We start from the raw sequence: 23,157 nt of genomic DNA on the forward strand, positions 1-23,157 counted from the left end.
ACCTATCCGCAGTTACGAAGGGGTTGAAGTACAACCATGGTTGACACCGCCCGGACATCCGTCGCAGGCCTCGAGGTCGCAACGGTCCTCTACGATTTCATCAACAACGAGGCGCTTCCGGGCACGGGTGTAGACCAGGCCGCCTTCTGGGACGGCGCGGCGAAGCTCATCGGCGATCTGGTGCCGAAGAACAAGGCGCTGCTCGCCACGCGCGACGAGCTGCAGGCCAAGATCGACGAGTACCACGCCGCGCACCCCGGCGAGATCACGGACTTCCCCGCGTACAAGCAGTTCCTCACCGATATCGGCTACCTGGTGCCGGTCCCCGAGGACCGCGAGATCACCACGTCGAACGTGGACACCGAGATCACCTCGACCGCCGGCCCACAGCTGGTGGTGCCGATCCTCAACGCCCGCTTCGCGATCAACGCCGCGAACGCGCGATGGGGCTCGCTGTACGACGCCCTCTACGGCACCGACGCCATCTCCGAGGCCGACGGCGCGGAGAAGGGCAAGGGCTACAACAAGGTCCGCGGCGACAAGGTGATCGCCTTCGCCAAGGACTTCCTCGACAAGGCCGTGCCGCTCGAGTCCGGTTCCTGGGCGGACGTCACCGGCCTGACGGTGGGCGACGGCACGCTCGTGATCGCCGAGGGCGAGAAGACCTGCGCCCTGGCCGATCCCGCGGCCTTCGTCGGCTACACCGGTGAGAAGGACGCACCGTCGGGCATCCTGCTGCGCCACAACGGCCTCCACCTGGAGATCCAGATCGACGCCGCATCGCCGATCGGCTCCACCGACCGCGCCGGCATCAAGGACGTGCTCGTGGAGTCCGCGGTCACCACGATCATGGACTTCGAGGACTCGGTCGCGGCGGTCGACGCCGACGACAAGGTCGTCGGGTACCGCAACTGGCTGGGCCTGAACAAGGGCGACCTCGCCGAGGAGGTCAGCAAGGGCGGCAGGACCTTCACCCGCACGCTGAACCCCGACCGCGTGTACACCGCCGTCGACGGCTCGGAGCTGGTGCTGCACGGCCGTTCGCTGCTGTTCGTGCGCAACGTCGGCCACCTCATGACGACCGACGCGATCCTGCTGGACGGTGAGGAGATCGGCGAGGGCATCCTCGACGGCATCGTGACCTCGCTCATCGCGATCCACGGCCTGTCGGGCGATATCCGCAACTCGCGCACCGGCTCGGTGTACATCGTCAAGCCCAAGATGCACGGCCCGGAGGAGGTCGCGTTCGCCGCGGAGATCTTCGCCCGCGTCGAGCAGCTGCTGGGCCTGCCCGCGCTGACCCTCAAGGTCGGCATCATGGACGAGGAGCGCCGCACGTCGGTGAACCTCAAGGCCTGCATCGCGGCCGCGAACGACCGCGTGGTGTTCATCAACACCGGCTTCCTCGACCGCACCGGCGACGAGATCCACACGTCGATGGTCGCGGGCCCCATCGTCCGCAAGGGCCAGCTCAAGGGCCAGACCTGGTACCCCGCGTACGAGGACAGCAACGTCGACATCGGCCTGCACGCGGGCCTGCAGCACAAGGCGCAGGTCGGCAAGGGCATGTGGGCCATGCCGGACCTGATGGCCGCCATGCTCGAGCAGAAGATCGCGCAGCCCAAGGCCGGCGCCACCACCGCGTGGGTGCCCTCGCCGACCGCCGCGACCCTGCACGCCCTGCACTACCACCTGGTGGACGTCTTCGAGGTGCAGAACGAGATCGCCAAGCGCGACCCCGCGTCGGTCGATGACATCCTCACGATCCCGCTCGCGAAGAACGCGAACTGGTCGGAGGAGGAGAAGCGTGAGGAGCTGGACGAGAGCGCGCAGTCGATCCTCGGCTACGTGGTCCGCTGGATCGACGCCGGCGTCGGCTGCTCCAAGGTGCCGGACATCCACGACGTGGCGCTCATGGAGGACCGCGCGACGCTGCGCATCTCCTCGCAGCTGCTCGCCAACTGGCTCCGCCACGGCGTGGTCACCGAGGACGAGGTGATCGAGGCGCTCAAGCGCATGGCGCCGGTCGTCGACCAGCAGAACGCGGGCGATCCCGACTACCGCCCGCTGGCGCCGGACTTCGACTCGAACATCGCCTTCCAGGCCGCGAAGGACCTGATCCTGCTCGGCGGCACGCAGCCGAACGGCTACACCGAGCCGATCCTGCACGCCCGCCGTCGCGAGTTCAAGGCCGCGAACAGCTGAGCAGCGCAACCGATTCGGATGCCGGGCCGGTCGTGATCGACGCAGATCGCGACCGGCCCGGCGCGTTCACGGTGCTCCTCGACGGCACGCCGCAGAGCTACGTCGACACCGGAGATCCGACCAACCTCGTCTTCGAGTACGTCCGCCGTATCGGGCACGTGATCGACCTCGCCCGCCCGGAGGGCGCCCCGGTCACGGCGGTGCACCTGGGCGGCGGCGGCTTCACCCTGCCCCGGTACATCGCGCATACCCGGCCCGGTTCGCGGCAGCAGGTGCTCGAGGTGGATCGTGCGCTCATCGACGCGGTCCGGGCGGCGGCGCCGCTGCCGAGGCGCGAGCAGATCAAGATCCGCTGCGCCGACGCCGCGCAGGCCGCCGCCGTGCTGCCCCCGGGCATGCACGGCACCGTCGACGTGCTCGTGATCGACGTCTTCGCCGGGGCGCGCACCCCGGCGGCGCTCACGACGTCCGAGTTCTTCGCCTCCCTGCTGCCACTGCTCGCGCCCGGCGCGGTCGTCGCGCTCAACATCGCCGACGGTGCGCCGCTCGCCTTCGCCCGGTCCGTGACGGCCACGGTGGCGGGGGTCTTCGGCGAGGTCGCCGTCGCCGCGGAGCCGGGCGTGCTCAAGGGACGACGGTTCGGGAACCTCGTGGTGGTGGCCGGCGCGGTTCCCGAACTGCTGCAGCACGGCCTCGCCCGCAGGCTCGCGGGCGACCCCTTCCCGGGCACCGTCATGACGGGCGACGACGTGACCAGGTTCGTGGGCGGCGCGAAGCGTTTCACCAGCGCAAACGCTCAGGTGTCTCCTATGCCCCCGCGCGGCGTCTTCGGGTAGGTTGCTCTCGATGGGATCACATCGTTCTGGAACCGGTTCCCGCGGCATCGCACGCTGGCTGATCGCCGCGGTCGTCGCGGTCATCGTTGTGGCGGCGGTCGCCGGGGCGATGGTCTGGCTGTCGGGCCGCTCCGAACAGGAGGGCCGGGATGCGGCCGCCTCGTGTGTGCGCGGCGACCTCGCCGTGCAGGTCGCGGCAGCGCCCGCGCTGGTGGGCCCACTGCGGCGGATCGCGGAGAGCTTCAACGCCGGTGGCACCGTTTCCGCGGACTACTGCGCCAAGATCGAGGTGACGGGGATCGATTCGCCCGTCGCGCTGGAGGCGCTGACCGGCACGTGGGATCCGAAGCTGGGCCCGGTGCCCTCGCTCTGGATACCGGAGAGCACGGTGTGGACGGCGCGACTCGCGGCCGCCAAACCCGCCGAGCTGTCGGGGCAGCCCACGTCGATCGCGTCGTCGCCGGTCGTCCTGGCGGTGCGCGGCTCCGCGCGACAGGCCTTCGACGGGGTGCGCTGGCTCGACCTCCCCGCGCGGCAGGAGCAGCTGCGGATCGCTCTGCCGACGGGGGCCGACGCCGACGGCACCTACCTCGCCGCGCAATCCGTCGCGGCCGCGGTGGGCCGCACCGCGGGTGCCGCGCTGTCCGAGGACGCAGCGAAGAGTCCCGTCGTCGCCGGCTCCCTCGCCCGGTGGGCCAAGGACGCCCCGAAGTCGACGACCACCGGCGCGGCGCTCGAGGCGCTGACCAAGCCGGGCGATGCGGTGCGGGCCGTGCCGGTCACCGAGCAGCAGCTCGCGGCGTTCGCCCGGGGCCGCGATGCCGCGGCGCCGGTCGCGGTGTACCCGGCCGGTCCCACCGCGTCGGCGACCTTCCCCGCCGCGGTGCTCGATCGCGAGGAGACCTCGGACGCCCATGACCGTGCTGCCGCGGACTTCGTCGCCTTCATCACGCAGGGCGAGAACGCGAAGCCGCTGACGGAGGCGGGCTTCCGGGTGATCGGCCGCCCCGCCCCCGCGACGACCCCGTCCGTCGCCTTCGGCACTGTCGAGCCGCTGGCGCCCGCGTCCAACGCCGCCGTCATCGCCCTCGCGGACACCGTCAACCGCCGCTGATAGCCCTCGCCGGCGCCACCCGAAGGGTATATCGGCTCGGGATCGAGCGGGCACTGCGTGCTGCGCGGAAAGCCTCCCGATCTCTCACCGCACTCGACGGTGCGACCAACCGGTAGGCCGCGCTGGGATATCGGCTGCACACGATCACCACCTCGTCGTGGGGCGACAAAGGTTTCGCCGGCGGCGACCGCATCCAGGCGACGCTGATCTTCGAGAAACTGTAGTTGCAGTCGTGCAGGTCAGAGAGCTGTGGGCTGGAGGCGGTTCGTGATCAGTACGGTGGAGGCCCGTCGCACGTCGGCACCGGCCTAGCCTGCGGAGCGCCGAGTGCAGCGGCGAGGTTTTCCTCGAGCGTGCTGATCGGGGTCTTCGCCCGGTCCAATTCGGCCTGCATCGCCGCGACGTTCCGCTGCCGCAGCCGCTCGCGTCGTGCGTGCTCGCGCTGCAGCCGGGTCCGTCCGCCCGGATGTGCGGCGTCCTGCTTCGAGATTGCCGCCCGCTCGGGGACGATCCAGCGGACGCGCTTCAGGTCGGGGAACAGTGCCAACACCGTGCCGCTGGGATCGACGATGTAGCGTCGGCCGTCCGGAGAGGTCCAGAGGATCCGCCCGTCCGACAGCCGTGCGTCAATCCACTCGCCCGCGGTCTTGAGCTGGTGGTGCGCCACACAGAGCGGCTGGAGTTCATCGGCCGATGTCTCGCCGCCCAGCGCGGGATCACGGTGGTCGAACTCGCGTCGATGGTCGAGCTGCGCTCGCGATGCCGGCCGCGTGCAGTACGGGAAGACGCAGCGCGGGAACACCAGGCGCAGGTACCGACGCAGGTCCGCCGACGGCCTGTAGCCGGTACTGCCCCGTGCGGTCACCACCGGCGCCCGCCCAGCGCGACCTGATTCATCGGCACTCATCGGATCCGGACACGTGCCATCCCTCCCGCACGTCGGATCGGCCGTCGTCTCGGGGTCGACACCGGAAGCACGCGGTAGCCCGCCCGGTGGGCCACCATCGGGCGGACCGGCCGGGCCACCATCGCCCGGACCGTCCGGGCCACCATCGGGCGGATCGGCCGGGCCGTCGAACGACCAACCGTCACCCGGCCCGGAGTGCCCTTCAAGCAGCACGACGATCTCCGCCCACAGCCTTGTGACATCCAGACAACCGCGCGGGTCACGGTCGCAGAGGCCCACACGATCGACCGGCGGTTCCGACCTCTCGAGTTCTTCGAGCCGTTGTCCGAACGGGCGGACCCGCGCATCTTCACGTCTCGCGAGCTCCAACGCGTGCTCCAGCGTGATCGGCCCGAACCCGACCAGATACGTCGGCCCCCGCCGCTTGCTCTCTGCCGCAGCACCGCCGGACTGCCCACCCGTCGGCGCCATGTCCCGCTCGTTGATGACCACGTTGATCAACGTCACGAACCGGGTGATGACGCCATCCGCATCCGACTCTCCGTGGAACCGGGCCTCCCGGTACCGGCAATTCGGCACCTCGCACTGACAGCCGAGCGTGCTGAAGCCCCGGGTCAGCTGAACCCATCCGTCCGCGCGGCGCTGCGGCAGCGTCCTCGGATCCGCGTCGCACACCGTCCCCGCGATGTGGTCCACGCGCGCCTGTACTTCCATTCCGTCCTCGGCGGGCAGCAACGCGAACACCGCCGCCATGCCGTCCTCTTCCGGCCGAAACGTCACGCGACGATCCTCGATCGCCGCCCGTCGCCGCCGCTCCGCCGCCTCCGCATCGATCTGATCGACGATCAGATCCGCCGCCTCCCGCAGTGCGGGCAGCGAGAGTACCTCGAAATCGACGGTCAAGCGATCGGCCAACAGTTCGTCGAAACGCCGCACCTGCACCTCATCGAGCGCGTGCGAACGCCGCAGCGCCGCCTCCCCCGCCTTGGGCGAGATCACGTTCTGCCCGATCAGCGCGAACACCTTCGGCAGCCGCTCCACGAATCCGACCGCCGTCTCGATCGCCAGACGCGCCGCCGCAGGCCCCAGGCGCAGCGACGTCGAGACCTGCGCCTCCAGCGCCGTTCCCGCCGCAGTCAGCTGCCGCCGGGCCTGTACCGCATCTACGAAAGTCGCCGACTGCGCCAGACACTCGGCCTCATCGTCGGCGTACATCGCTCGGTGCAATGCGTACACCGCCGTCATCGTGCGGCAGTATCCGGCACTCTCGGCCCGTCGTTGTTCGAACAGCACCTCAGCGAGCACACGTTCCCGGCCCTCCGCGCCCGCGAGCCCCGGGGGAATCAAATCCCCCGGTAGATCACGCAGAGCGGTCGGCAATGCCATGTTTCAATCATACATATGTTCGAACATTGTCGCCACAATTCCTACGCCAACGCCGAACAAACCGGGCCGGGTCATTCGTATCGATCGTTCAGGTACACCGCCAGATCGGCGCGAATCCTGGCCGTCTGTTCGGGGACGTCGAAGCCGTAGATGCCGTACACAGCGAGGAACTCCCGGAACACCTCCGGCACCATCCTCTCGTATCCCTTGTCCCACAACGGCTTTCCTTGCTCGAGAACGTCATCGTCGACGATCGCACGGTACGCCGCCATCTCGACGATCGCGATCGCCTCGTCGCGCTCATCCTCGTCGTAGTCGATCTCGGCGGCCGCACGCTCCATGATCGGGTCGATGTCGGAGTGACATGCATCGTTCGACGCCATCGCCAGCTCCGTCCAGGCCTCCCCCGCTCCCGGGAGGCCGACGAAGAACGCTGCCGCGGCGCCCGGCACGGCGCCCGATCGGATCAGCTCGTGCCGATACGCGGCGATGAGGTGTCGAGCGCGCACCATCGGGTCCTCGAACCTCTGCCCAACCCCCTCGGGGAGCGGCGGGGCGTACCGGGTGTTGAAGACGTCGGCGATCTCGGCGCGCAGCCCGCTGGCCTGCTCCGCGAGACAGTACAGACGTGGATCGTCCTTCGCGAGCAACGTACGCACTGGCTGCGCGGGTGGCGCCAAGAATTCGACGGTGGCCAGTCGCAGACCGGGATCCGTGCTGCACAGTGCGGTGTAGATCAACCGCTCCACCGCTTCCGCCAGCTCCTCGTCCGGCGTCGGCGCGTAGCCGATGGAGTGCGCAGCACGAGCGACGGCGGCGTCCAGCCCGTCACCGCTCACCGCGGCGAGGTCCGCCCAGGCACCATCGGACAGCAGAGGTGCGAGGCTAGCGGCGAGTCCCGGGACGTACTCGGCCGGGATCATGCCGCGGCGGTATGCGGCGATCACGTATCGAGCGCGGATCGTCGGGTTCGCGAAGTGCGCGTGCACCGTCTCGGAGAAGCGCGCGACCGGGACTCGTGCCGCCCGTAGCGAGGTCGGGCTCCGTGTCACGCTCACCGGGGCAGGACGGCGCCGACGTCTCATCGCGGCGATGATCTCGGGGACGAATGCGACGGGCGCCACGCCGACACCGGATATCACCGCGTCGACGAACGGCGGAAGGTCGGGCCATACAGCATCACTCGCCGAGGTGACGAGAACCATCCACACCAGAGTCACGACGATGCCGAGTATCCAGTCCCGCCACGTTGTACGACCGGGATACGTGCGGGCGAGGTTCGTCGACAGCGGAATGAGAACCATGAAGACGATCGCGAACCCGACTGCCAGACCGCCGAAGTGCATCATGCCGGCACCGCCACGCCGAAGCGTGCGGTGAGGGTCGCGCCGCCGTACTGACGGAAGTCGCGATCGACAGACGGGTCCCACTGCTTGTCCCCACTGGATTGGAACGGTGCCACGAGCCAGGGAATGGTCCCCGAGAGCGTCGGCGTGGCCACGCACCACCCTTTGACCGCGGTCGCGTAGAAGATCAACCGCGACCACTCGACGTACTCGCCCGAATCCAGGGCTCGGAACACCCAGTAGGCGATGACGTCCGACGCCGTCTCGGGCGTCGGCGGGTACGCCTCGGTGATCCCGGCGAGTTCACGCTGGAAGTCGTCGGAGGCGAAGTGCTCCCGCGCCGCCGGCGGGATCGCCGCGCGCGCCGAACGACGCCCGTCGGCGTCCTCGCGACGCCAACGGCGAGTTCGGAAGTAGCTCCGCGGCACCATGATCCCCACGGCGATCACGTTGAGTGTCATGGTGCACGCCGCGTGGCCGAACGAGGTCTGCGGATCGACGACGAAGACCAGCAACAAGCTGATGACGAGGCCGACCCCGTATCCGAGGACGACGTCGGACGGCCGGAGCTGAAGTCGTTCCTTGCGGGTCGTCCACGCGAAGGCGCCGACGACGAGCAGCGTCGGCGCCAGCACGACCAGCGTGCCCGCGAGATACGAGTCCCACCACCCCGATCGACCCATGATCGAAAGTTTAGACTATCGAAGTCCGCAGTGACGTCGTTACAGCACGCTCTCCGACGAACCGCTCGTCCCGAGGACCGAGAGCGCTACTCCGCGAAGGCCTCGATCGGCGGGCAGGAGCAGACCAGGTTGCGGTCGCCGTAGACACCGTCGATCCGACGGACGGACGGCCACACCTTGGCGCGCGCACCGCCGGACGGCAGGCCCTGCGGGTACACCGCGACCTCGCGGGAGTACGGGTGGTCCCATTCGGTGACCAGGCACTCGGCGGTGTGCGGGGCGCCGCGCAGCGGGTTGTCCTCCACCGGCCACTCCCCCGATGCGACCCGGTCGATCTCGCCGCGGATCGCGATCATCGCGTCGCAGAACTCGTCGATCTCGCCGAGCGACTCGCTCTCCGTGGGCTCGACCATGAGCGTGCCCGCCACGGGGAAGCTCATCGTCGGGGCGTGGAAGCCGTAGTCGGCGAGGCGCTTGGCCACATCGTCGATGGAGACGCCGGTCTCCTTCGAGATGCCGCGCACGTCGAGGATGCACTCGTGCGCGACGCGACCGTTCTCGCCCGTGTAGAGCACCGGGAACGAGTCGTTCAGGCGCGCGGCGATGTAGTTGGCGGAGGCGATCGCGGTCAGCGTCGCCCTCCGCAGGCCGGAGGCGCCCATCATCCGAATGTAGGCCCAGGTGATCGGCAGGATCGAGGCGCTGCCGAAGGGGGCCGCGGAGATCGTCGGGCCGGTGCCGAGCGAGGGCTCGAGCGGGTGGCCGGGCAGGAAGGGCGCGAGGTGGCTGCGAACGCCGATCGGGCCCACGCCGGGGCCGCCGCCGCCGTGCGGGATGCAGAAGGTCTTGTGCAGGTTCAGGTGCGAGACGTCGCCGCCGAACTTGCCGGGCCGGGCCAGGCCGACCAGGGCGTTCATGTTGGCACCGTCGACGTAGACCTGACCGCCGGCCTCGTGCACGGCCCCGCAGATCTCCCGGACCTCGTGCTCGTACACGCCGTGCGTGGAGGGGTAGGTGATCATGATCGCGGCCAGCTCGTCGGCGTGCTTGGCGATCTTCTCCTTGAGGTCCGCGGTGTCCACGTCGCCCGACTCGCGGGAGGCGACGACCACCACGCGCAGGCCCGCCATCACGGCCGATGCCGCGTTCGTCCCGTGCGCCGACGACGGGATCAGGCAGACGGTGCGGTGCGCGTCGCCGCGCGAGAGGTGGTAGTTGCGGATCGCCAGTAGGCCCGCGTACTCGCCCTGCGAGCCCGCGTTCGGCTGCAGCGAGACGTTGTCGTAGCCGGTGATCGCGACGAGCCACTCCTCGAGCTGGCTGATCAGCGCCCGGATGCCCTCGGTGTCCGCGGCGGGCGCGAACGGATGCAGGCGGGAGAACTCGGGCCAGGTGATGGACTCCATCTCGGCCGTCGCGTTGAGCTTCATGGTGCAGGAGCCCAGCGGGATCATCGAGCGGTCCAGCGCGATGTCCTTGTCCGCCAACTTGCGCAGGTAGCGCAGCATCGCCGTTTCGGTGCGGTAGCTGTGGAAAGCGGGGTGCGTCAGGTACTCGGAGGTGCGGTTCGCGATGTCCGACGGTGCCGCCTCCACCGGCTGCGCGCCGAAGGCCGCGATCACGGCGGCCACGTCGGCCGCTGTCGAGGTCTCGTCGAAGGCGACCGAGACGTGGTCGTCGTCGGCGCGCCACAGGTTGTAGCCGGCGGCCTTGGCGGCGGCGATCACGTCGTCGGCGCGACCGGGCACGTTCACGAGAACGGTGTCGAAGAAGGTGTCGTGGACGACCGCGTCACCCAGCGCGGCGGCCAGCTCCGAGGCCCGGGCGTGCACCCGCAGCGCGATGGCCTTGAGCCCCTCGGGGCCGTGGTAGCTGGCGTACATCGCGGCGAGCACGGCCAGAAGCACCTGCGCGGTGCAGATGTTCGACGTGGCCTTCTCGCGGCGGATGTGCTGCTCGCGGGTCTGCAGCGCGAGGCGGTAGGCGAGATTGCCGTCCGCGTCGACCGAGACGCCCACGAGGCGGCCGGGGATCTGCCGGGCGTGCTTGCTGTGCACGGCGAGGTAGCCGGCGTGCGGGCCGCCGAAGCCGAGCGGGACGCCGAAGCGCTGCGTGGTGCCGAAGCAGGCGTCGGCGCCCTCCTCGCCGGGAGGCGTCAGCAGCGTCATGGCGAGCAGGTCGGCGCCGACCGCGACCAGTGCGCCGCGCTCGTGCGCCACATCGATGACGGACTTCACGTCCGGGATGCGCCCCGAAGCTCCGGGGGTCTGCAGGATGACGCCGAAGAAGTCACCCTCGGGCAGGCCGGACGCGAGGTCCGCGGAGACGACCTCGATGCCCAGCGGCTCCGCGCGGGTCTCGATCACGGCGAGGGTCTGCGGGAAGACGTCGAGGTCGACGATGAGCCGCGGACTCTTGGACTTGCCGGCGCGGCGCAGCAGCGTCATGGCCTCGGCGGCGGCCGTCGCCTCGTCGAGCATGGAGCTGTTGGCGATCTCCATGCCGGTGAGGTCGGAGACCATGGTCTGGAAGTTGAGCAGCGCCTCGAGTCGGCCCTGGCTGATCTCGGGCTGGTACGGCGTGTAGGCCGTGTACCAGGCGGGGTTCTCGATGATGTTGCGCAGCAGCACCGGCGGGGTCAGCGTGTCGTAGTAGCCGAGGCCGATCATGGTGCGGTCCACCGTGTTGCGGTCCGCGAGGACGCGCAGCTCCGCGAGGGCCTCGTGCTCATCGATCGGGGCCGGGAGCGCCCCCAGCCCGTTGTCGGCCTCGGGGTCGAGGATCGCCGACGGAACGGCGGCGCGGGCCAGGTCGTCGAGGCTGTCGACGCCGATGACGCGCAGGATCTGCTCGAGCTCGCTCGCGTCGGGACCGATGTGGCGCGCGGGGAAGTTGCTGTCGGACACTGGGGACCTCCGGGCCGGGTGCCCTCTCCCTCAGTCGCCGGCGGCTCCAGAGGCGCCCAACCCACGTGGTCCTGGTGCCTGAGAGATTGACGGAGAGGTGTTGCTCCTTCGGCGCCCGTGGGCCCCGTGCTCGACGGTGCCCGCTGGGCTCTCCCACGCGGTGTTGCGACGCACGGTGATTCTAACGCATTTCAGCAGGACGCCCGTACGGTGACGTCAGGCGGGGAGTCGGGACTCCACGACCGCCACCGCGGCGTCCAATCCGCCCAGCTCGGCGAGCTCGGCCGACAGTTCCTGCGCTCGGCCCGTCAGCGCGAGCGCGGCGTCGCACGGCTCCCCCAGCGATGCACCGGACAGCTCCTCCGGCGCCGGCACCGCGATCCCCGCGGCGGCGAGCATCGTCGCGTTCTCGAACTGGTCCGCGGCCTGCGGCGCGGTCACGACGGGCGTGCCGGTCAGCATCGCCTCGCTGCTGCCGCCCATGCCCGCGTGGGTGACGAAGACGTCGGTCTCCTCCAGCACCGCGACCTGATCGATCCAGGGATGAACCTCGACGTTCGGCGGTACCGAGCCGTCGGAGGCGGTCACCGTCGACGGATCGGTGCGTCCCCCGACCTGCAGGATCACCCGCCAGTCGGGTCGCGCCGCGGCGAGGTCGCACGCCGCGCGATAGGTCGCGGGCTGATCGGTGAAGGCGGAGCCGAAGGAGACCAGGAGGGTGGTCCGGTCGTCCCGCTCCCCCGACGGTGCCGGATCCGGCAGGCGTCGCGCCGGACCGGTGAAGGTGTAGACGGTGCGATCGACCTTCTCGCTGTTCGGCTGCATCGAGGGCGCGATGAGCACGAGCGACCGTTCCGGCTTGCCCAGCAGGTCCAGGCACGGTTCGTCGATGCCGTAGGAGGCGACGAGCCGGTCCTGGCGCGCGAGCATCTCGACGCCGCGCGGATCGGCGCGCAGCCCGTCGTAGAAGTCCGCCATGTCCTCCTCGTAGCCCCGCCAGGCGACGTAAGTCGGTGAGATCTGCAGCGCCGGGACGCCCCAGGTGCGGGCGAGCACGACGCTCATCGCGCCGGCGATGTCGTAGAGGATCAGGTCGGGGCGGTCGTCCTCGTAGAGCGCGAACCACTGCGGCAGTTGATTCTCGTACTCGTCGGCGAAGACGGTGAGCTGGTCGATCACGTCGCCGGCGAAGGCCTCGTCGTCCCCCTCGGAGGCCGCTTCGCCGATCGCGGGGATGACCGAGCGGTAGGGCTTGAGCTCGGCCCCGGTCGCCTCGATGACCGTTCGCATGGACGGATCGTTGGCGTAGGTGACGCGGTGTCCGCGGCGCACGAGCTCGGCAAGCAGGTCCAGGGCGGGCAGGACGTGCCCTGGGGCGGGGATCGAGAACATCGCAATATGGGCCATATCACCCAAACTAGACGACGAACCCGTAGCGCGTCGAACGAATTACGGGGAGGTGGCTACCCGGTGGCGCGGGCGCGGTTACGACGGCGCGAGGCCAGCTCGTCCTCGGGGGCGGCCTCGGCGGCGACACCGTCGGCGCGCTCGCCGGGGAAGTCGGCGATGGTACCGGTGAGCTCGCGCATCGCGCCGGAGACCGCGATGCCGAAGACGCCCTGGCCGTGCTGCAGCAGGTCGACGACCTCCTCGGCGCTGGTGCACTCGTAGACGGTGGTGCCGTCGGAGAACAGGGTGATCCGGGCGAGGTCCTCGACACCGCGCTGGCGGAGGTGATCGACGGCCACGCGGATGTTCTGCAGCGAGATGCCGGTGTCGAGCAGGCGCTTGACGATCTTCAGCACCAGCACGTCCTTGAAGGAGTAGAGGCGCTGCGTGCCGGATCCACCCGCGCTACGGATCGACGGGACGACCAGCGACGTACGCGCCCAGTAGTCGAGCTGGCGGTAGGTGATGCCGGCGATCTGGCAGGCGCTGGGGCCGCGGTAGCCGAGCAGCTCGTCCGGGATGGTGTCGTTCGGGAACAGGCCCGGAGCGATGTCCTCGAGCGAACCCTGAGTGCCCGCGGCGGAATCCGCCTGCGGCGCGTTCTGCCCGGTGCCGTCCTGATCGGTCACTGCCGTCTCCCTCATGAGGTCCGTGCGCACTCTCAGAGTACGCCTGCCGCGTGGAGGCCGTCGGTGTAATTCCCTCGGTGCCATTTCGCGGTGTTCGGCGTGAACGCTATGGCGCGGAGGGCGCCGAATCAACGCGACACACCGATACCCTCAAGTTGAAGTTGAGGTCGAGATCGAATCGTGACCTCCCCGCCGCGACCGGATCAGGAATCTCCGGGCGCCTTGAAGTCGTCCGCGGAGATCGAGTCGAGGAACTCCTTGAACGCCTCGACCTCCTCGTCGGCGGGCGGTTCCTCATCGGATTCGGTTGCCTGCGAATCGATCTCCTCGTCCGGAAGGAGCAGACCGGCCTCGGCGAGCACCTCCTCGTCGGCGAAGATCGGCACCTCCAGCCGCACCGCCATCGCGATGGAGTCCGACGGACGGGCTGAGACCGTCTCGTCACCGTCGAGCACGAGATCGGCGTAGAAGGTGCCCTCCTGCAGCCCCGTGATGCGCACCTCGGTGAGGGAACGTCCCAGAGTCTCGAGCAGATCGGCGATGAGGTCGTGGGTCAGCGGCCGGCGCGGTTCGACGCCCTGCAGCTTGATGGCGATCGCGGTGGCCTCGCCCTGCCCGATCCAGATGGGCAGGTACCGGGGACCGGAGACTTCGCGCAGGAGCAGCACCGGATCGTTCTGCGGCGGGTCCATCCGGATGCCCGCGACGGTCATCTCGATCATGCCTTCAGCTTACCGGCGCGGGTGCGCCCGCGAACCGCGGACACCGCAGGAGCGTGGACTCCGGCAGGCTCAGCGCACGGCGTCCTTCACAGCGGCCTTCACCAACTGGGTATGGAAGGTGACCGAGAGGGCCGCCAGCTCACGCACCAGCTCGGCGGCGCGCTCGGCCGCACCCGCGTCGCCGCCGCGCGCGACGGGATTGGCGATCTGCGCGATGAGCCCGGCCTCGCGGTCGGCCGAGGTCTTGAAGGCGCGCAGGTGCCGGGCCTCGAGCCCGTACTCGGCGAGGGCCTTGGCGGCCTGTACCAGTGCCACCGCGTCCTCGTCGAAGAAGCCCGCCTTGCCGGAGGTGAGGAGCGCCGAGCGCTCCAACTCTCGGAGGAAGGCCTCGTCGGCACCCGAACGGGCGAGCAGGTCCGCGCGGCTGATCCGGGTCTGCCGGCGCGCGGAGAAGTCGGTGGCGGGCGCCGTCTTCGACGACACCGCCGCGAGGGCGCGGGGTGCGCGCGGAGCTGGGCCCTCGACGGCCTCGCCCCGATCGTGGGCGTCCAGCTGCTCCTTGATGATCTTCAGCGGCAGGTAGTAGTCGCGCTGCGCGGTGAGCACGTACTTGAGCCGCTCACAATCCTTCGGCGAGAACCGCCGGTACCCCGACGGGGAGCGGTCGGGCGTGACCAACCCCTCCGACTCGAGGAATCGGATCTTGGAGATGGTCACGTCCGGGAACTCGTCACGAAGACGTTCGAGGACGGCCCCGATCGACATCGCGCTCGGGGCCGCCGATTCCTGGCGTGGGGCCGTCACAGGGGTCAGCCGGCCGCCGGGACGAAGAAGACCAGCCGGAACTTGCCGATCTGGACCTCATCGCCGTGGGCGAGCGGAGAGGCATCCACCGGCTCGCGGTTGACGTACGTGCCGTTGAGGCTGCCCACGTCGACCACGGTGAAGCCGCCCTCGACCGAGCGGAACTCCGCGTGCCGGCGCGAGACGGTGACGTCGTCGAGGAAGATGTCGCTGTCCGGGTGGCGCCCGGCGGAGGTGGTCTCCTGGTCCAGCAGGAAGCGGGAACCCGCGTTCGGGCCGCGCTTGACCACGAGCAGGGCCGCGCCGGCCGGGAGGTTCTCGAGGCCCTGGACGGGCGCATCGCTCTCGGACCCGCCGGAGGCGTCCATCTCGCGGATGATGTCGGCGCGGAACACCGAAGTGGTCTCAACGGGGGCCGATTCGTTGCCCTTGTCGTTCTCGCTCACATCGCTCCTTCGTCAGTGATTACTGCACAGGTCTGTAGTTCACGACACCTGATGGACGTACCGTCCACGGTACCGTGCCGGGCGCCTCGGAGGCGGCCGGATTCGGCGGCTCTAAAGCCGTTCTAAGGAAAGGCGTTCTACGCTTCGGCGGTGAGGGTCTTGTAGGCGTCCGCGTCGAGCAGCTCGCCCAGCGCGGTCTCCAGGTCCTCGGGAGACGCGGCCTCGATCTCCACGATCCAGCCCTCTCCGTAGGGGTCCGAGTTGATCAGGTCGGGGCTCGAGTCGAGCTCACCGTTGATCGCCACGACGGTGCCCGCCAGCGGCGCGTAGATGTCGGAGACGCTCTTGGTGGACTCGACCTCCGCGAACGAATCGCCCGAAGCGACCTCGGCGTCGTCCTCGGGCAGCTGCACGAAGACCACGTCACCCAGCTGATCCTGCGCGAAATCGGTGATCCCGATCCGCACCACCGTCTCGCTCTTCTTCAGCAGCCACTCGTGATCGGGGGTGTACAGCAGTTCTCCGGGGAAGCTGGCACTCAACGGGGACGTCCTTTCGCGAGGGCTGTGCGGGGCCGCGCAGCGGATTACAACTTAGTGGGCGGCACGAGGATTGAGCAACACACCCCCGGGTTACCGCACCCGGGGCAGGTCACGCACCACGAGCACCGTCTGCCACCAGTACAGCACCAGGGTCCACCAGTACATGCCCAGGCCCCAGATCAGGAACGCCCAGCCCAGCGGATGCATGACCGCACCGAGCCCGTTGTCGAAGGTGCCCGCGAGCAGCATCGGCAAGGCGTACATCAGGGCCATGGTCGCGGCCTTGCCGAGGTACAGCGTGGGCAGTGCCGTCAGGCCGCGACTGCGCAGGAAGGGCACCGTACCGGCGAGCACGACTTCGCGGCCGATGAGCAAGCCGATCACCCACCAGGGCAGGATCCCGCGGATGCCGAAGGCGATCGGGATCGCGATCATGTAGAGCCGGTCCGCGGCGGGGTCCAGCAACTCCCCCAGCCGCGTCTGCTGGTTGAGCAGCCGGGCGAGCTTGCCGTCGAGCCAGTCCGTGAACCCGGACACCATGAGGACCACCAGCGCCCATGCGTCGCTGTGCCGCACCAGGAGCAGCCAGAGGAACAGCGGCACCCCGAGCAGACGCAGCACACTGAGCGCGTTGGGCACGTTCAGGGGGCTCGCTCGCCGTTCCGGGGCCGACGGTGCGCTCACGTCCCGCTCAGATCATTCCGAACATGTTCGCCATGCCCTTCGTGGCGAACGGGTTGTCGTGGACCATGTAGGTCCAGGTCAGCGTGTTGCGACCGAGATCGGCACCGTCGAGGTCGATGCCGTCGGCGGTGATCTCGGCCTCACGCAGGGTCTCGCGGGCGCGGCGCACGGCCTCGTCGGGCAGCTTGCGGAACTCCTCGATGACGAGCCTGTGGAACTCGTCGAGCGGCGACTGCCGGCCCAGGGCCCGCAGGTGGATCGTGGTCTGCACCTCGGAGACGAAGGCCAGGTGCTCGGCCCACCCGCGGTCGAGGTGGAACAGGAAGGCCTCCCGCGCGGCCTGCTCGAGCACCTCGTCGGACAGGCCGGCCTCACGCAGCTGCGCGAGCCGTTCGGGCTCGTACTCGGCGAAGTCCGCGAGCGGCCGGTCGGTGGTGAGCAGGGTGTGCCTGCGGGCCATCACCAGGTCGCGCTGCTGGTTGACCAGCTGGTTGTACCGCCACGTGTTGGCGTGCGTCTCGAGCATGCCGCCCTCGGCCACGCGCTGCGCGGATTCCAGCATGTCCGCGGCCTTGCCCCGGCGGGGGAACTCCCCGGTCTCGGGGTCCGCGCCGCCGGGCGGACGGCCCAGCGGCAGGTGCCGTTCGACGATCGGATCCTCGACCGACGCGAAGATCACCGACGTGCCCGGATCGCCCTGTCGGCCGGCCCGGCCGCGCAGCTGCTGGTCCAGACGCTCCGTATCGTGCAGGCCCGTGCCCACGACGGCCAGACCGCCGAGCGCGGCCACCTCGTCGTGCTCGGGGCTGTCGTCGCCGGCGTCGTGGCCGCCGAGCTTGATGTCGGTGCCGCGGCCCGCCATCTGCGTCGAGACGGTGACGGCGCCCCTGGTGCCGGCGTCGGCGATGATCCGCGCCTCGTCGGCGTCGTTCTTCGCGTTGAGCACCGTCGCGATCACCCCGGAGATCTTCAGCATGTGCGCGAGCTCCTCCGACTCCGCCACGTCGTGCGTGCCGATGAGCACCGGCTGGCCGGTCTCGTGCACCTCGCGGACGTAGTCGACGATGCCCGCGACCTTGTTGCCCTTGTTGTCGTAGACCCGCATCGGCTGGTCCACGCGGATGGTCGGCGTGTTCGGCGGGATCTGGGAGACGCCCAGGTCGTAGAACTGGCGCAGCTGCTCGCCGGCGGCGATCGCGGTGCCGGTCATGCCGCACACCAGCGCGTACCTCTGCAACAGTGCCTGCACCGTGATGGTGTCGATGACCTCACCGGAGTCGGTCTGCGAGAGCCCCTCCTTCGCCTCGACGGCCGCCTGCAGACCGTCGGGCCAGCGCTGCAGCTCGGCGACGCGCCCGCGGGAGGAGTTGATCAGCTTCACCTGGCCGTCGCGCACGATGTAGTGCACGTCGCGCTCGACGAGCGCATAGGCGTGCAGCGCGATGTTCACCTGCGGCAGCGTCGAGCCGACGTGCGCATCGGAGTACAGATCGATGCCGCCGAGCTCCTCCTCGATCAGCTTCGCGCCGTCGTCGGTGAGGAAGGCGGACTTGCCGTCCGAATCGATCTCGTAGTGCTTGCCCTCGCGCAGCCGGGCAACGACCTCCATGATCGCTGCCTGCGGCACGTCGCCCTTGACGGATCCGGCCAGGACCAGCGGGATGAGCGCCTCGTCCACCAGCACCGAGTCCGCCTCGTCGACGATCGCGACATCGGGCTTCGGGGCGAGGAGGTCCTCGGCGCGGGTGGCGAGCTGGTCGCGGAGCACGTCGAAGCCGATCTCGTTGACCGAGCCGTAGACCACGTCCTTGGCGTAGGCGGCGCGCCGCTCCTCGCGGGTGGACGATTCCGCGACGTACCCCACGGTCACGTCGAGCAGGTCGAAGAAGGGCTTCATCCACTCGGCGTCACGCCGGGCGAGGTAGTCGTTCGGCGAGATCACGTGCACACTGCGGCCGGCCAGCGCCATGCCCGCGGCGGCGACGGCCCCGGCGAGGGTCTTGCCCTCGCCGGTGGCCATCTCGATCACATCGCCCTCGAGGAGGCGGTCGGCGCCCTGCAGCTGAACGTCGAAGGGGCGCAGGCCCAGCGCCCGGTCCGCGGCCTCACGGGCGATGGCGATGAACTTCGCGCGATCCTCCGACTTGGCGTCGTAGACGTCCAGCGCGAGCGCGGCGTCGGGGTACTCCGCATCGGAGAGCCCGTGCGCCCACTCGTCGAAGGCGGCGGACGCCTCGATCAGCGCGACGGACCGGGACTGGTTCCGCGTGCTCTGCGCGCCGAGCACCTTCCACACCTTGTTGCTGAACCTGCCCACGTGACCTCCGCACTCGACGCTCGACCGCTTGCGCAGTCGAGACTACCGGTGCGGCTCCGCCCGGTTCAGAGCGCCGCGAAGTACGCCGTGGCGAAGCCCACCGAACCGAGCGAGACGCGGTACATCTCGCGGTTGACGTTCTCGATCGTGTCGCGCGGGCTGTGGTAGTTCGGGTCGAAGATGTCGCCGACCGTGCCGCCCCACTGACGCTGCTGTTCCTCCGTCTTCTTGGCGTCCGCACCGGTGTCCATACCGCCGGCCGCGATACCGACCTCCTTGAAGGGGCCGTAGTCCGAACGGCCGTCGAAGGCGGAAGCCTCGACCGGGACGCCCCGCCACGCGAAGTAGTTCCGGAAGACCTGTTCGATCACGCCGGAGCCGGCGGGGCCCGCACCGCCTTCGAGCTTGGAGGAACCGTCACCGTCGAAGGTGAAGTACCCGCCGTTGGGCGAGCCGAGCATGTCGAAGTTGAGGTAGCGCTTGATCTTCGACGCCTGCTCCGCACTCAGCTGCGAGACGTAGTGCTCCGAACCGACGAGGCCCTCCTCCTCCGCACCCCAGAGCGCGAAGCGGATCTTGTTCTTGACGTCGGCGTTCGCGCCGAGCTTGATCGCGGTCTCGAGGACGGCCGCCGAGCCCGTGCCGTTGTCGTTGATGCCGGGCCCCTCGGCGACGCTGTCGAGGTGCGCGCCCACCATCTGGACGTTCGCATCGTCACCCTTGGCGGTCTCCGCGATGACGTTCCAGGTCTTCGCCTTCTCCGTCTTCGCGTCGACGGTCAGCGTGAGGTCCTGTCCGTCGGTGATCGCCGCGTCCTGCGCGACACCCACGACCGCGATGGAGGCGCCGTCGTCGAGGCCGAGGGTGCCACCCTTCCAGTCGCCTGCGGCGTTGTTGGTGATGACGAGGGCCTTGACGCCCTTCGCGGCGGCCGCCTTGTACTTCTCGCCGAACGTGCACTTGCCCCGCTGCACGACCGCGATCGTGCCGGCGGTGACCTTCTCCAGATCGGCGGCCGAACAGCCCTGCGTTCCCGTGACGACGGCCTTCGCGGTGACGGCGCCCTCCGTGGCACCGGAGTACTGCAGCGCCGTCGCCTTCACCGGCGCACCCGCCGACTGCACCTCCGCCTTGGAGGACGTCCAACTCGCCTGCGTGAACTCCTGACGGACGGGGTTGTAGCCCGCGTCGCGGAGCACCTTCTCGGCGTACTCGAGGCTCTGCAGGTAGCCCGGCGAGCCCAGCGCTCGGTTTCCGCCGTTGCGGTTCGCGATGTCCTGGAAGGCCTCCAGGTGCTTGATCGCACCGTCGAGCGTGACGGCGTCCGCCAGCGCGCGCGCCTTCTCGGTGGCCCCGGCGTCGTCCGCACCGCCGGCGGGAGCCGGACGGGCGACGCTGCTCGGCCCGGCCTTCGAGGACGACCCGGCAGCCGTGCTCGACGGTGCGGCGTCGTCGCCCGACGTGCCGCAGCCGGCCGCGACGAGGCTCACGGCCGCCAGCGCGCTGACGACCCGGATGGTGGTGGACTTCCTTCGCGTGTGCAACATGCTCCCCATTACATACACATGGGAGGAGGATTGCGGGGTGAACACGCACACTTACTCGGTCGACGTCGAGTGGTCCTCGCCCGAGGGAACGGCGGATTACCGCTCCTACCCGCGCGAACACCGACTGAGCTCCGCCGCGGCGGCCTCCATCGCGGCCTCGGCCGATCCGCACTTCCGCGGCGACCCGTCGCTGTGGAACCCCGAACAGCTCCTCGTCGCGGCCGCGGCGAACTGCCACATGCTCTCGTATCTCGCCCTGTGCTCGCTGCGCGGTGTGACGGTGCTCGACTACGTGGATGCCGCGACCGGCACGATGGTCGAAACGCCCGGCGCGGGTGGGCGGTTCACGGAGATCGTGCTGGCGCCGCGGGTGACGGTGGCGCCGGGCACCGACCTCGATCTCGCGCTCTCCCTGCATCACGAGGCGGGCGAGCAGTGCTACGTCGCGGCGTCACTGAACTGCCCCGTGCGTCACAATCCGGAGATCCTCCCGGGGTAGCGCCCGCTCCGCGACTCAGGTCGCGTCGAGGTGTTCGAGCAGCAGTCCGGTGATCGCCTCGGGCGCCTGCTCGGGAGCCCAGTGCGAGACGTCCTCGAGCATCTCGAACCGGTAGGGCCCGGTGCAGTACGCGGCGGTCCCGAGGGCCGCGACGTCACCGAAGGCCACGTCATCGGTGGGCCAGACGTACAGGACGGGCACGTCGACGGTGCCGAGCGCCGCCGGCGGCCGGCCGCTGCGGTACCAGTTGAGGGCGGCCGTCAGCGCCCCCGGTTCCTGGAGCCGCTGGACGTAGTCGTCGACGGAGTCGCGCGGCACCTCGCGTCCGAAGATCTGGCGCAGGGCGCGGGCGTCGTCGGCGAGCATGGCCCTCTCCGTCGCGGGCGAGTTGCGCCACTCGGTCATGTAGCGGGACCGGTTCGCCTGGTCCTCATCGGTCTTCAGCGCGGTCGCGAGCGCTGCGGGGTGCGGCGTGGAGACGACGGCGAGCGACCGCAGCCGGTCGGGGTGGTCGGTGGCGACCCACCACGCGACGGCGCCGCCCCAGTCGTGGCCGACGAGGTCGAGCGTCGCCCACCCCAGGGCGTCGGCGATCGCGATCACGTCGCCGACGAGCGGTGTGATGCCGTACTCGGCGGGGCGCTCCGGCCGCACGCCCGGCGAATAGCCGCGTTGATCCACGGCGACGGCGCGGAAGCCGCGCTCCCCCAGCGCCGCGACCTGGTACCGCCAGGCGATAGCGGCCTCGGGGAATCCGTGCAGGAGCAGCACGGGGCGCCCGTCCTCGGGCCCGGCGGCGATGGCGTCGAAGGATCCCGCTGCGGTGGGGATGCTGAGATGTTCGGTCACGGATCTCACGCTAGGGCACGCGCGCGTCGGTGGCCCGTGCGACAGTGGCGCCATGACCGAACTCAGCACGCTCTCCCCCGCCGACCGGCACCGCGCCGCGGCCGCCACCTTCGCCGACGTCGCCGGCTCGATCACCGACTGGGACGCGCAGACGCCGGTCGCGGAGTGGAAGGCGCGCGACGTGGTCGGCCACCTCATCGAATGGCTCCCCGGCTTCCTCGCGATGAACGGTGTGGAGCTGCCCGGCGCCCCGTCCGATGCGGCGGAGCCCGCGGCCGCCTTCGGCCAGCTGACCGAGGCGGTGCAGGCCCTGCTGGACGCACCGGACGCCTCGCGCGTGCTCAGCACGCAGATGTTCGGGGAGAAGCCGCTGGACGTACTGATCGATCAGTTCTACACCGCGGACGTCTTCATGCACACGTGGGACTTGGCCCGCTCCAACGGCATCACGCCCGACCTCGATCCGGGATTCGCGAAGGCACTGCACGGCGGGCTGGAGTCGATGGGACCGATGCTGCAGGAGTCCGGTCAGTTCGGCGCGCCGATCCCGGTCCCCGACGGCACCGACGAGGTGACCGCGTTGATGGCCTTCATCGGGCGGGACCCCTCGTTCACTTCGTGATCTGCAGGCCCGTCAGGATCGCCTGCGAATCGCGGCGGTAGGTCGCGTCATCGGGCATCTTCGACTGCACGGTGACGGTGATCGACCAGAGGTTCGCGCCGTCGGGGACCGAGACCGCCAGCGTCGTCGACGTGTGGTTCGGCGTGCTCCCGGGCATGACATAGGTGACGGAGGTGCTCGGGTATCCGCAGAGCGTGCCGGGAACGGGCTTGAGCCCCGTCACCTTGAGGCCCTTGCGCAGCGAGTCCACCTGGGAGTCGAGCGCCTGTTGCGGCGTCATGCCCTTGGCGTTCTCCAGCGTGATCACCGCGTTCGCGGCGAACGCGTCGGTGACCAGTTTCTTGTTGACGATGGCGCCGCGGATCACGTCGGAGTCCTGCGAGGTCTCGCGGTCCCACCCCGAGGGCTGCGGCAGGCCCAGCACCGGCTCGCCGGCGGCCTTGGTCGGCAGCGTGAGGATCCGGCCGGTGACGGGCGCACAGGCTCCGGCCTTCGCGGAGGTCGACGGACCGCCGGACTGTCCAGCGGCCGCCGTGGACGTTCCTTCCGCTACGGGCTCGCCGCCGGTGGACTGCGAACAGCCCGCGGCGCCGAGGAGCAGTGCCGCGGGCAGCACGAGTGCGGTCGCGAGCTTCCTCACGCGCTGATTCGTCATGCCCGGAAC

At 69.8% G+C, this 23,157-nt stretch carries 20 protein-coding genes and 1 riboswitch; of the genes, 5 read left to right on the forward strand and 15 right to left on the reverse strand.

The window, feature by feature from the left end; translation table 11 throughout:
* Nucleotides 1–36 precede the first annotated feature (36 nt).
* The 3 genes from FK268_RS21360 to FK268_RS21370 are packed head-to-tail and all read left to right on the forward strand — an operon-like array spanning nt 37 to nt 4,155.
* Entirely contained in the window at nt 37–2,205 is a 2,169-nt protein-coding gene (locus FK268_RS21360; protein WP_146437476.1) for a malate synthase G, read from the forward strand.
* Nucleotides 2,206–2,237: 32 nt separating this feature from the next.
* Nucleotides 2,238–3,041, forward strand: a complete 804-nt coding sequence (locus tag FK268_RS21365; RefSeq protein ID WP_231707204.1) for a spermidine synthase — start codon at nt 2,238–2,240, stop codon at nt 3,039–3,041.
* A 10-nt stretch (nt 3,042–3,051) separates the two neighbouring features.
* Nucleotides 3,052–4,155 carry a substrate-binding domain-containing protein gene (locus FK268_RS21370; RefSeq protein WP_146437478.1) on the forward strand — a complete coding sequence of 368 codons (1,104 nt, stop codon included), beginning with the start codon at nt 3,052–3,054 and terminating at the stop codon, nt 4,153–4,155.
* Nucleotides 4,156–4,426: 271 nt separating this feature from the next.
* Here FK268_RS21370 and FK268_RS21380 read toward each other — a convergent pair whose 3' ends face one another.
* The 13 genes from FK268_RS21380 to FK268_RS21440 all read right to left on the reverse strand — a co-directional run bounded on the left by FK268_RS21380 (nt 4,427) and on the right by FK268_RS21440 (nt 20,523).
* The gene (locus FK268_RS21380) at nt 4,427–6,448 is read right to left on the reverse strand and encodes an HNH endonuclease signature motif containing protein (RefSeq protein ID WP_146437479.1); all 2,022 of its coding nucleotides are present in this window, start codon (nt 6,446–6,448) and stop codon (nt 4,427–4,429) included.
* Between the two features lie 71 nt (nt 6,449–6,519).
* On the reverse strand, nt 6,520–7,797 hold the full coding sequence (locus FK268_RS21385) for a hypothetical protein (protein ID WP_146437480.1): 1,278 nt from the start codon (nt 7,795–7,797) through the stop codon (nt 6,520–6,522).
* Nucleotides 7,794–8,477 (reverse strand): hypothetical protein, encoded by a 684-nt coding sequence (locus tag FK268_RS21390; protein WP_146437481.1) that lies wholly within the window; start codon nt 8,475–8,477, stop codon nt 7,794–7,796. Before FK268_RS21390 ends, FK268_RS21385 begins: the two co-directional genes overlap by 4 nt.
* A gap of 86 nt (nt 8,478–8,563) precedes the next feature.
* The gene (gene gcvP / locus FK268_RS21395; RefSeq protein WP_146437482.1) at nt 8,564–11,383 is read right to left on the reverse strand and encodes an aminomethyl-transferring glycine dehydrogenase; all 2,820 of its coding nucleotides are present in this window, start codon (nt 11,381–11,383) and stop codon (nt 8,564–8,566) included.
* A gap of 56 nt (nt 11,384–11,439) precedes the next feature.
* Nucleotides 11,440–11,549, reverse strand: a riboswitch (glycine riboswitch).
* Between the two features lie 50 nt (nt 11,550–11,599).
* Complete coding sequence (locus FK268_RS21400) at nt 11,600–12,790, reverse strand: macrolide family glycosyltransferase (RefSeq protein ID WP_146437483.1); 1,191 nt, start codon at nt 12,788–12,790, stop codon at nt 11,600–11,602.
* A gap of 56 nt (nt 12,791–12,846) precedes the next feature.
* Nucleotides 12,847–13,476, reverse strand: coding sequence for a MerR family transcriptional regulator (locus FK268_RS21405; protein WP_438696011.1), 630 nt, complete (start codon nt 13,474–13,476; stop codon nt 12,847–12,849).
* 188 nt (nt 13,477–13,664) lie between these two features.
* Nucleotides 13,665–14,183 carry a bifunctional nuclease family protein gene (locus FK268_RS21410; protein ID WP_146437485.1) on the reverse strand — a complete coding sequence of 173 codons (519 nt, stop codon included), beginning with the start codon at nt 14,181–14,183 and terminating at the stop codon, nt 13,665–13,667.
* A gap of 69 nt (nt 14,184–14,252) precedes the next feature.
* Nucleotides 14,253–14,987 carry a transcriptional regulator FtsR gene (gene ftsR, locus FK268_RS21415; protein ID WP_435594789.1) on the reverse strand — a complete coding sequence of 245 codons (735 nt, stop codon included), beginning with the start codon at nt 14,985–14,987 and terminating at the stop codon, nt 14,253–14,255.
* Nucleotides 14,988–14,992: 5 nt separating this feature from the next.
* A complete protein-coding gene (gene odhI / locus FK268_RS21420) occupies nt 14,993–15,433 on the reverse strand; it encodes an oxoglutarate dehydrogenase inhibitor Odhl (RefSeq protein ID WP_146437486.1) in 441 nt (146 codons plus the stop codon).
* Nucleotides 15,434–15,570: 137 nt separating this feature from the next.
* Nucleotides 15,571–15,975 carry a glycine cleavage system protein GcvH gene (gcvH, locus tag FK268_RS21425; protein WP_146437487.1) on the reverse strand — a complete coding sequence of 135 codons (405 nt, stop codon included), beginning with the start codon at nt 15,973–15,975 and terminating at the stop codon, nt 15,571–15,573.
* Nucleotides 15,976–16,065: 90 nt separating this feature from the next.
* On the reverse strand, nt 16,066–16,659 hold the full coding sequence (locus FK268_RS21430; protein WP_146437488.1) for a CDP-alcohol phosphatidyltransferase family protein: 594 nt from the start codon (nt 16,657–16,659) through the stop codon (nt 16,066–16,068).
* A gap of 7 nt (nt 16,660–16,666) precedes the next feature.
* Complete coding sequence (secA2, locus tag FK268_RS21435; protein ID WP_146437489.1) at nt 16,667–18,976, reverse strand: accessory Sec system translocase SecA2; 2,310 nt, start codon at nt 18,974–18,976, stop codon at nt 16,667–16,669.
* Nucleotides 18,977–19,041: 65 nt separating this feature from the next.
* Entirely contained in the window at nt 19,042–20,523 is a 1,482-nt protein-coding gene (locus FK268_RS21440) for a M28 family peptidase (RefSeq protein WP_146437490.1), read from the reverse strand.
* Nucleotides 20,524–20,560: 37 nt separating this feature from the next.
* On the opposite strand from FK268_RS21440, the gene FK268_RS21445 reads away from it, so the two are divergent.
* On the forward strand, nt 20,561–21,022 hold the full coding sequence (locus FK268_RS21445; RefSeq protein ID WP_205124511.1) for an OsmC family protein: 462 nt from the start codon (nt 20,561–20,563) through the stop codon (nt 21,020–21,022).
* A 15-nt stretch (nt 21,023–21,037) separates the two neighbouring features.
* On the opposite strand, the gene FK268_RS21450 is transcribed toward FK268_RS21445, so the two are convergent.
* The gene (locus tag FK268_RS21450) at nt 21,038–21,871 is read right to left on the reverse strand and encodes an alpha/beta fold hydrolase (RefSeq protein WP_146437492.1); all 834 of its coding nucleotides are present in this window, start codon (nt 21,869–21,871) and stop codon (nt 21,038–21,040) included.
* A 52-nt stretch (nt 21,872–21,923) separates the two neighbouring features.
* Between FK268_RS21450 and FK268_RS21455 the strand changes: the two genes are divergently transcribed.
* A complete protein-coding gene (locus tag FK268_RS21455; protein ID WP_146437493.1) occupies nt 21,924–22,493 on the forward strand; it encodes a maleylpyruvate isomerase N-terminal domain-containing protein in 570 nt (189 codons plus the stop codon).
* Here the strand turns inward: FK268_RS21455 and FK268_RS21460 are convergent.
* Complete coding sequence (locus FK268_RS21460) at nt 22,483–23,148, reverse strand: LpqN/LpqT family lipoprotein (RefSeq protein WP_146437494.1); 666 nt, start codon at nt 23,146–23,148, stop codon at nt 22,483–22,485. The two genes, FK268_RS21455 and FK268_RS21460, sit on opposite strands and share 11 nt — an antisense overlap.
* Nucleotides 23,149–23,157: the final 9 nt, after the last annotated feature.

This window comes from Tsukamurella sputi (assembly GCF_007858445.1).
GTDB classification, from domain to species: Bacteria; Actinomycetota; Actinomycetes; order Mycobacteriales; family Mycobacteriaceae; genus Tsukamurella; species Tsukamurella sputi.

What these genes read in the sequence shown, in the direction of transcription:
- FK268_RS21360 (WP_146437476.1), top strand. Translation starts at nt 37, where the DNA reads ATGGTTGACACCGCCCGGACATCCGTCGCAGGCCTCGAGGTCGCAACG.
- FK268_RS21370 (WP_146437478.1), top strand. Translation starts at nt 3,052, where the DNA reads ATGGGATCACATCGTTCTGGAACCGGTTCCCGCGGCATCGCACGCTGG.
- FK268_RS21380 (WP_146437479.1), bottom strand. Translation starts at nt 6,448, where the DNA reads ATGGCATTGCCGACCGCTCTGCGTGATCTACCGGGGGATTTGATTCCC.
- FK268_RS21385 (WP_146437480.1), bottom strand. Translation starts at nt 7,797, where the DNA reads ATGATGCACTTCGGCGGTCTGGCAGTCGGGTTCGCGATCGTCTTCATG.
- FK268_RS21390 (WP_146437481.1), bottom strand. Translation starts at nt 8,477, where the DNA reads ATGGGTCGATCGGGGTGGTGGGACTCGTATCTCGCGGGCACGCTGGTC.
- FK268_RS21400 (WP_146437483.1), bottom strand. Translation starts at nt 12,790, where the DNA reads ATGGCCCATATTGCGATGTTCTCGATCCCCGCCCCAGGGCACGTCCTG.
- FK268_RS21405 (WP_438696011.1), bottom strand. Translation starts at nt 13,476, where the DNA reads ATGAGGGAGACGGCAGTGACCGATCAGGACGGCACCGGGCAGAACGCG.
- FK268_RS21410 (WP_146437485.1), bottom strand. Translation starts at nt 14,183, where the DNA reads ATGATCGAGATGACCGTCGCGGGCATCCGGATGGACCCGCCGCAGAAC.
- FK268_RS21440 (WP_146437490.1), bottom strand. Translation starts at nt 20,523, where the DNA reads ATGTTGCACACGCGAAGGAAGTCCACCACCATCCGGGTCGTCAGCGCG.
- FK268_RS21455 (WP_146437493.1), top strand. Translation starts at nt 21,924, where the DNA reads ATGACCGAACTCAGCACGCTCTCCCCCGCCGACCGGCACCGCGCCGCG.
- FK268_RS21460 (WP_146437494.1), bottom strand. Translation starts at nt 23,148, where the DNA reads ATGACGAATCAGCGCGTGAGGAAGCTCGCGACCGCACTCGTGCTGCCC.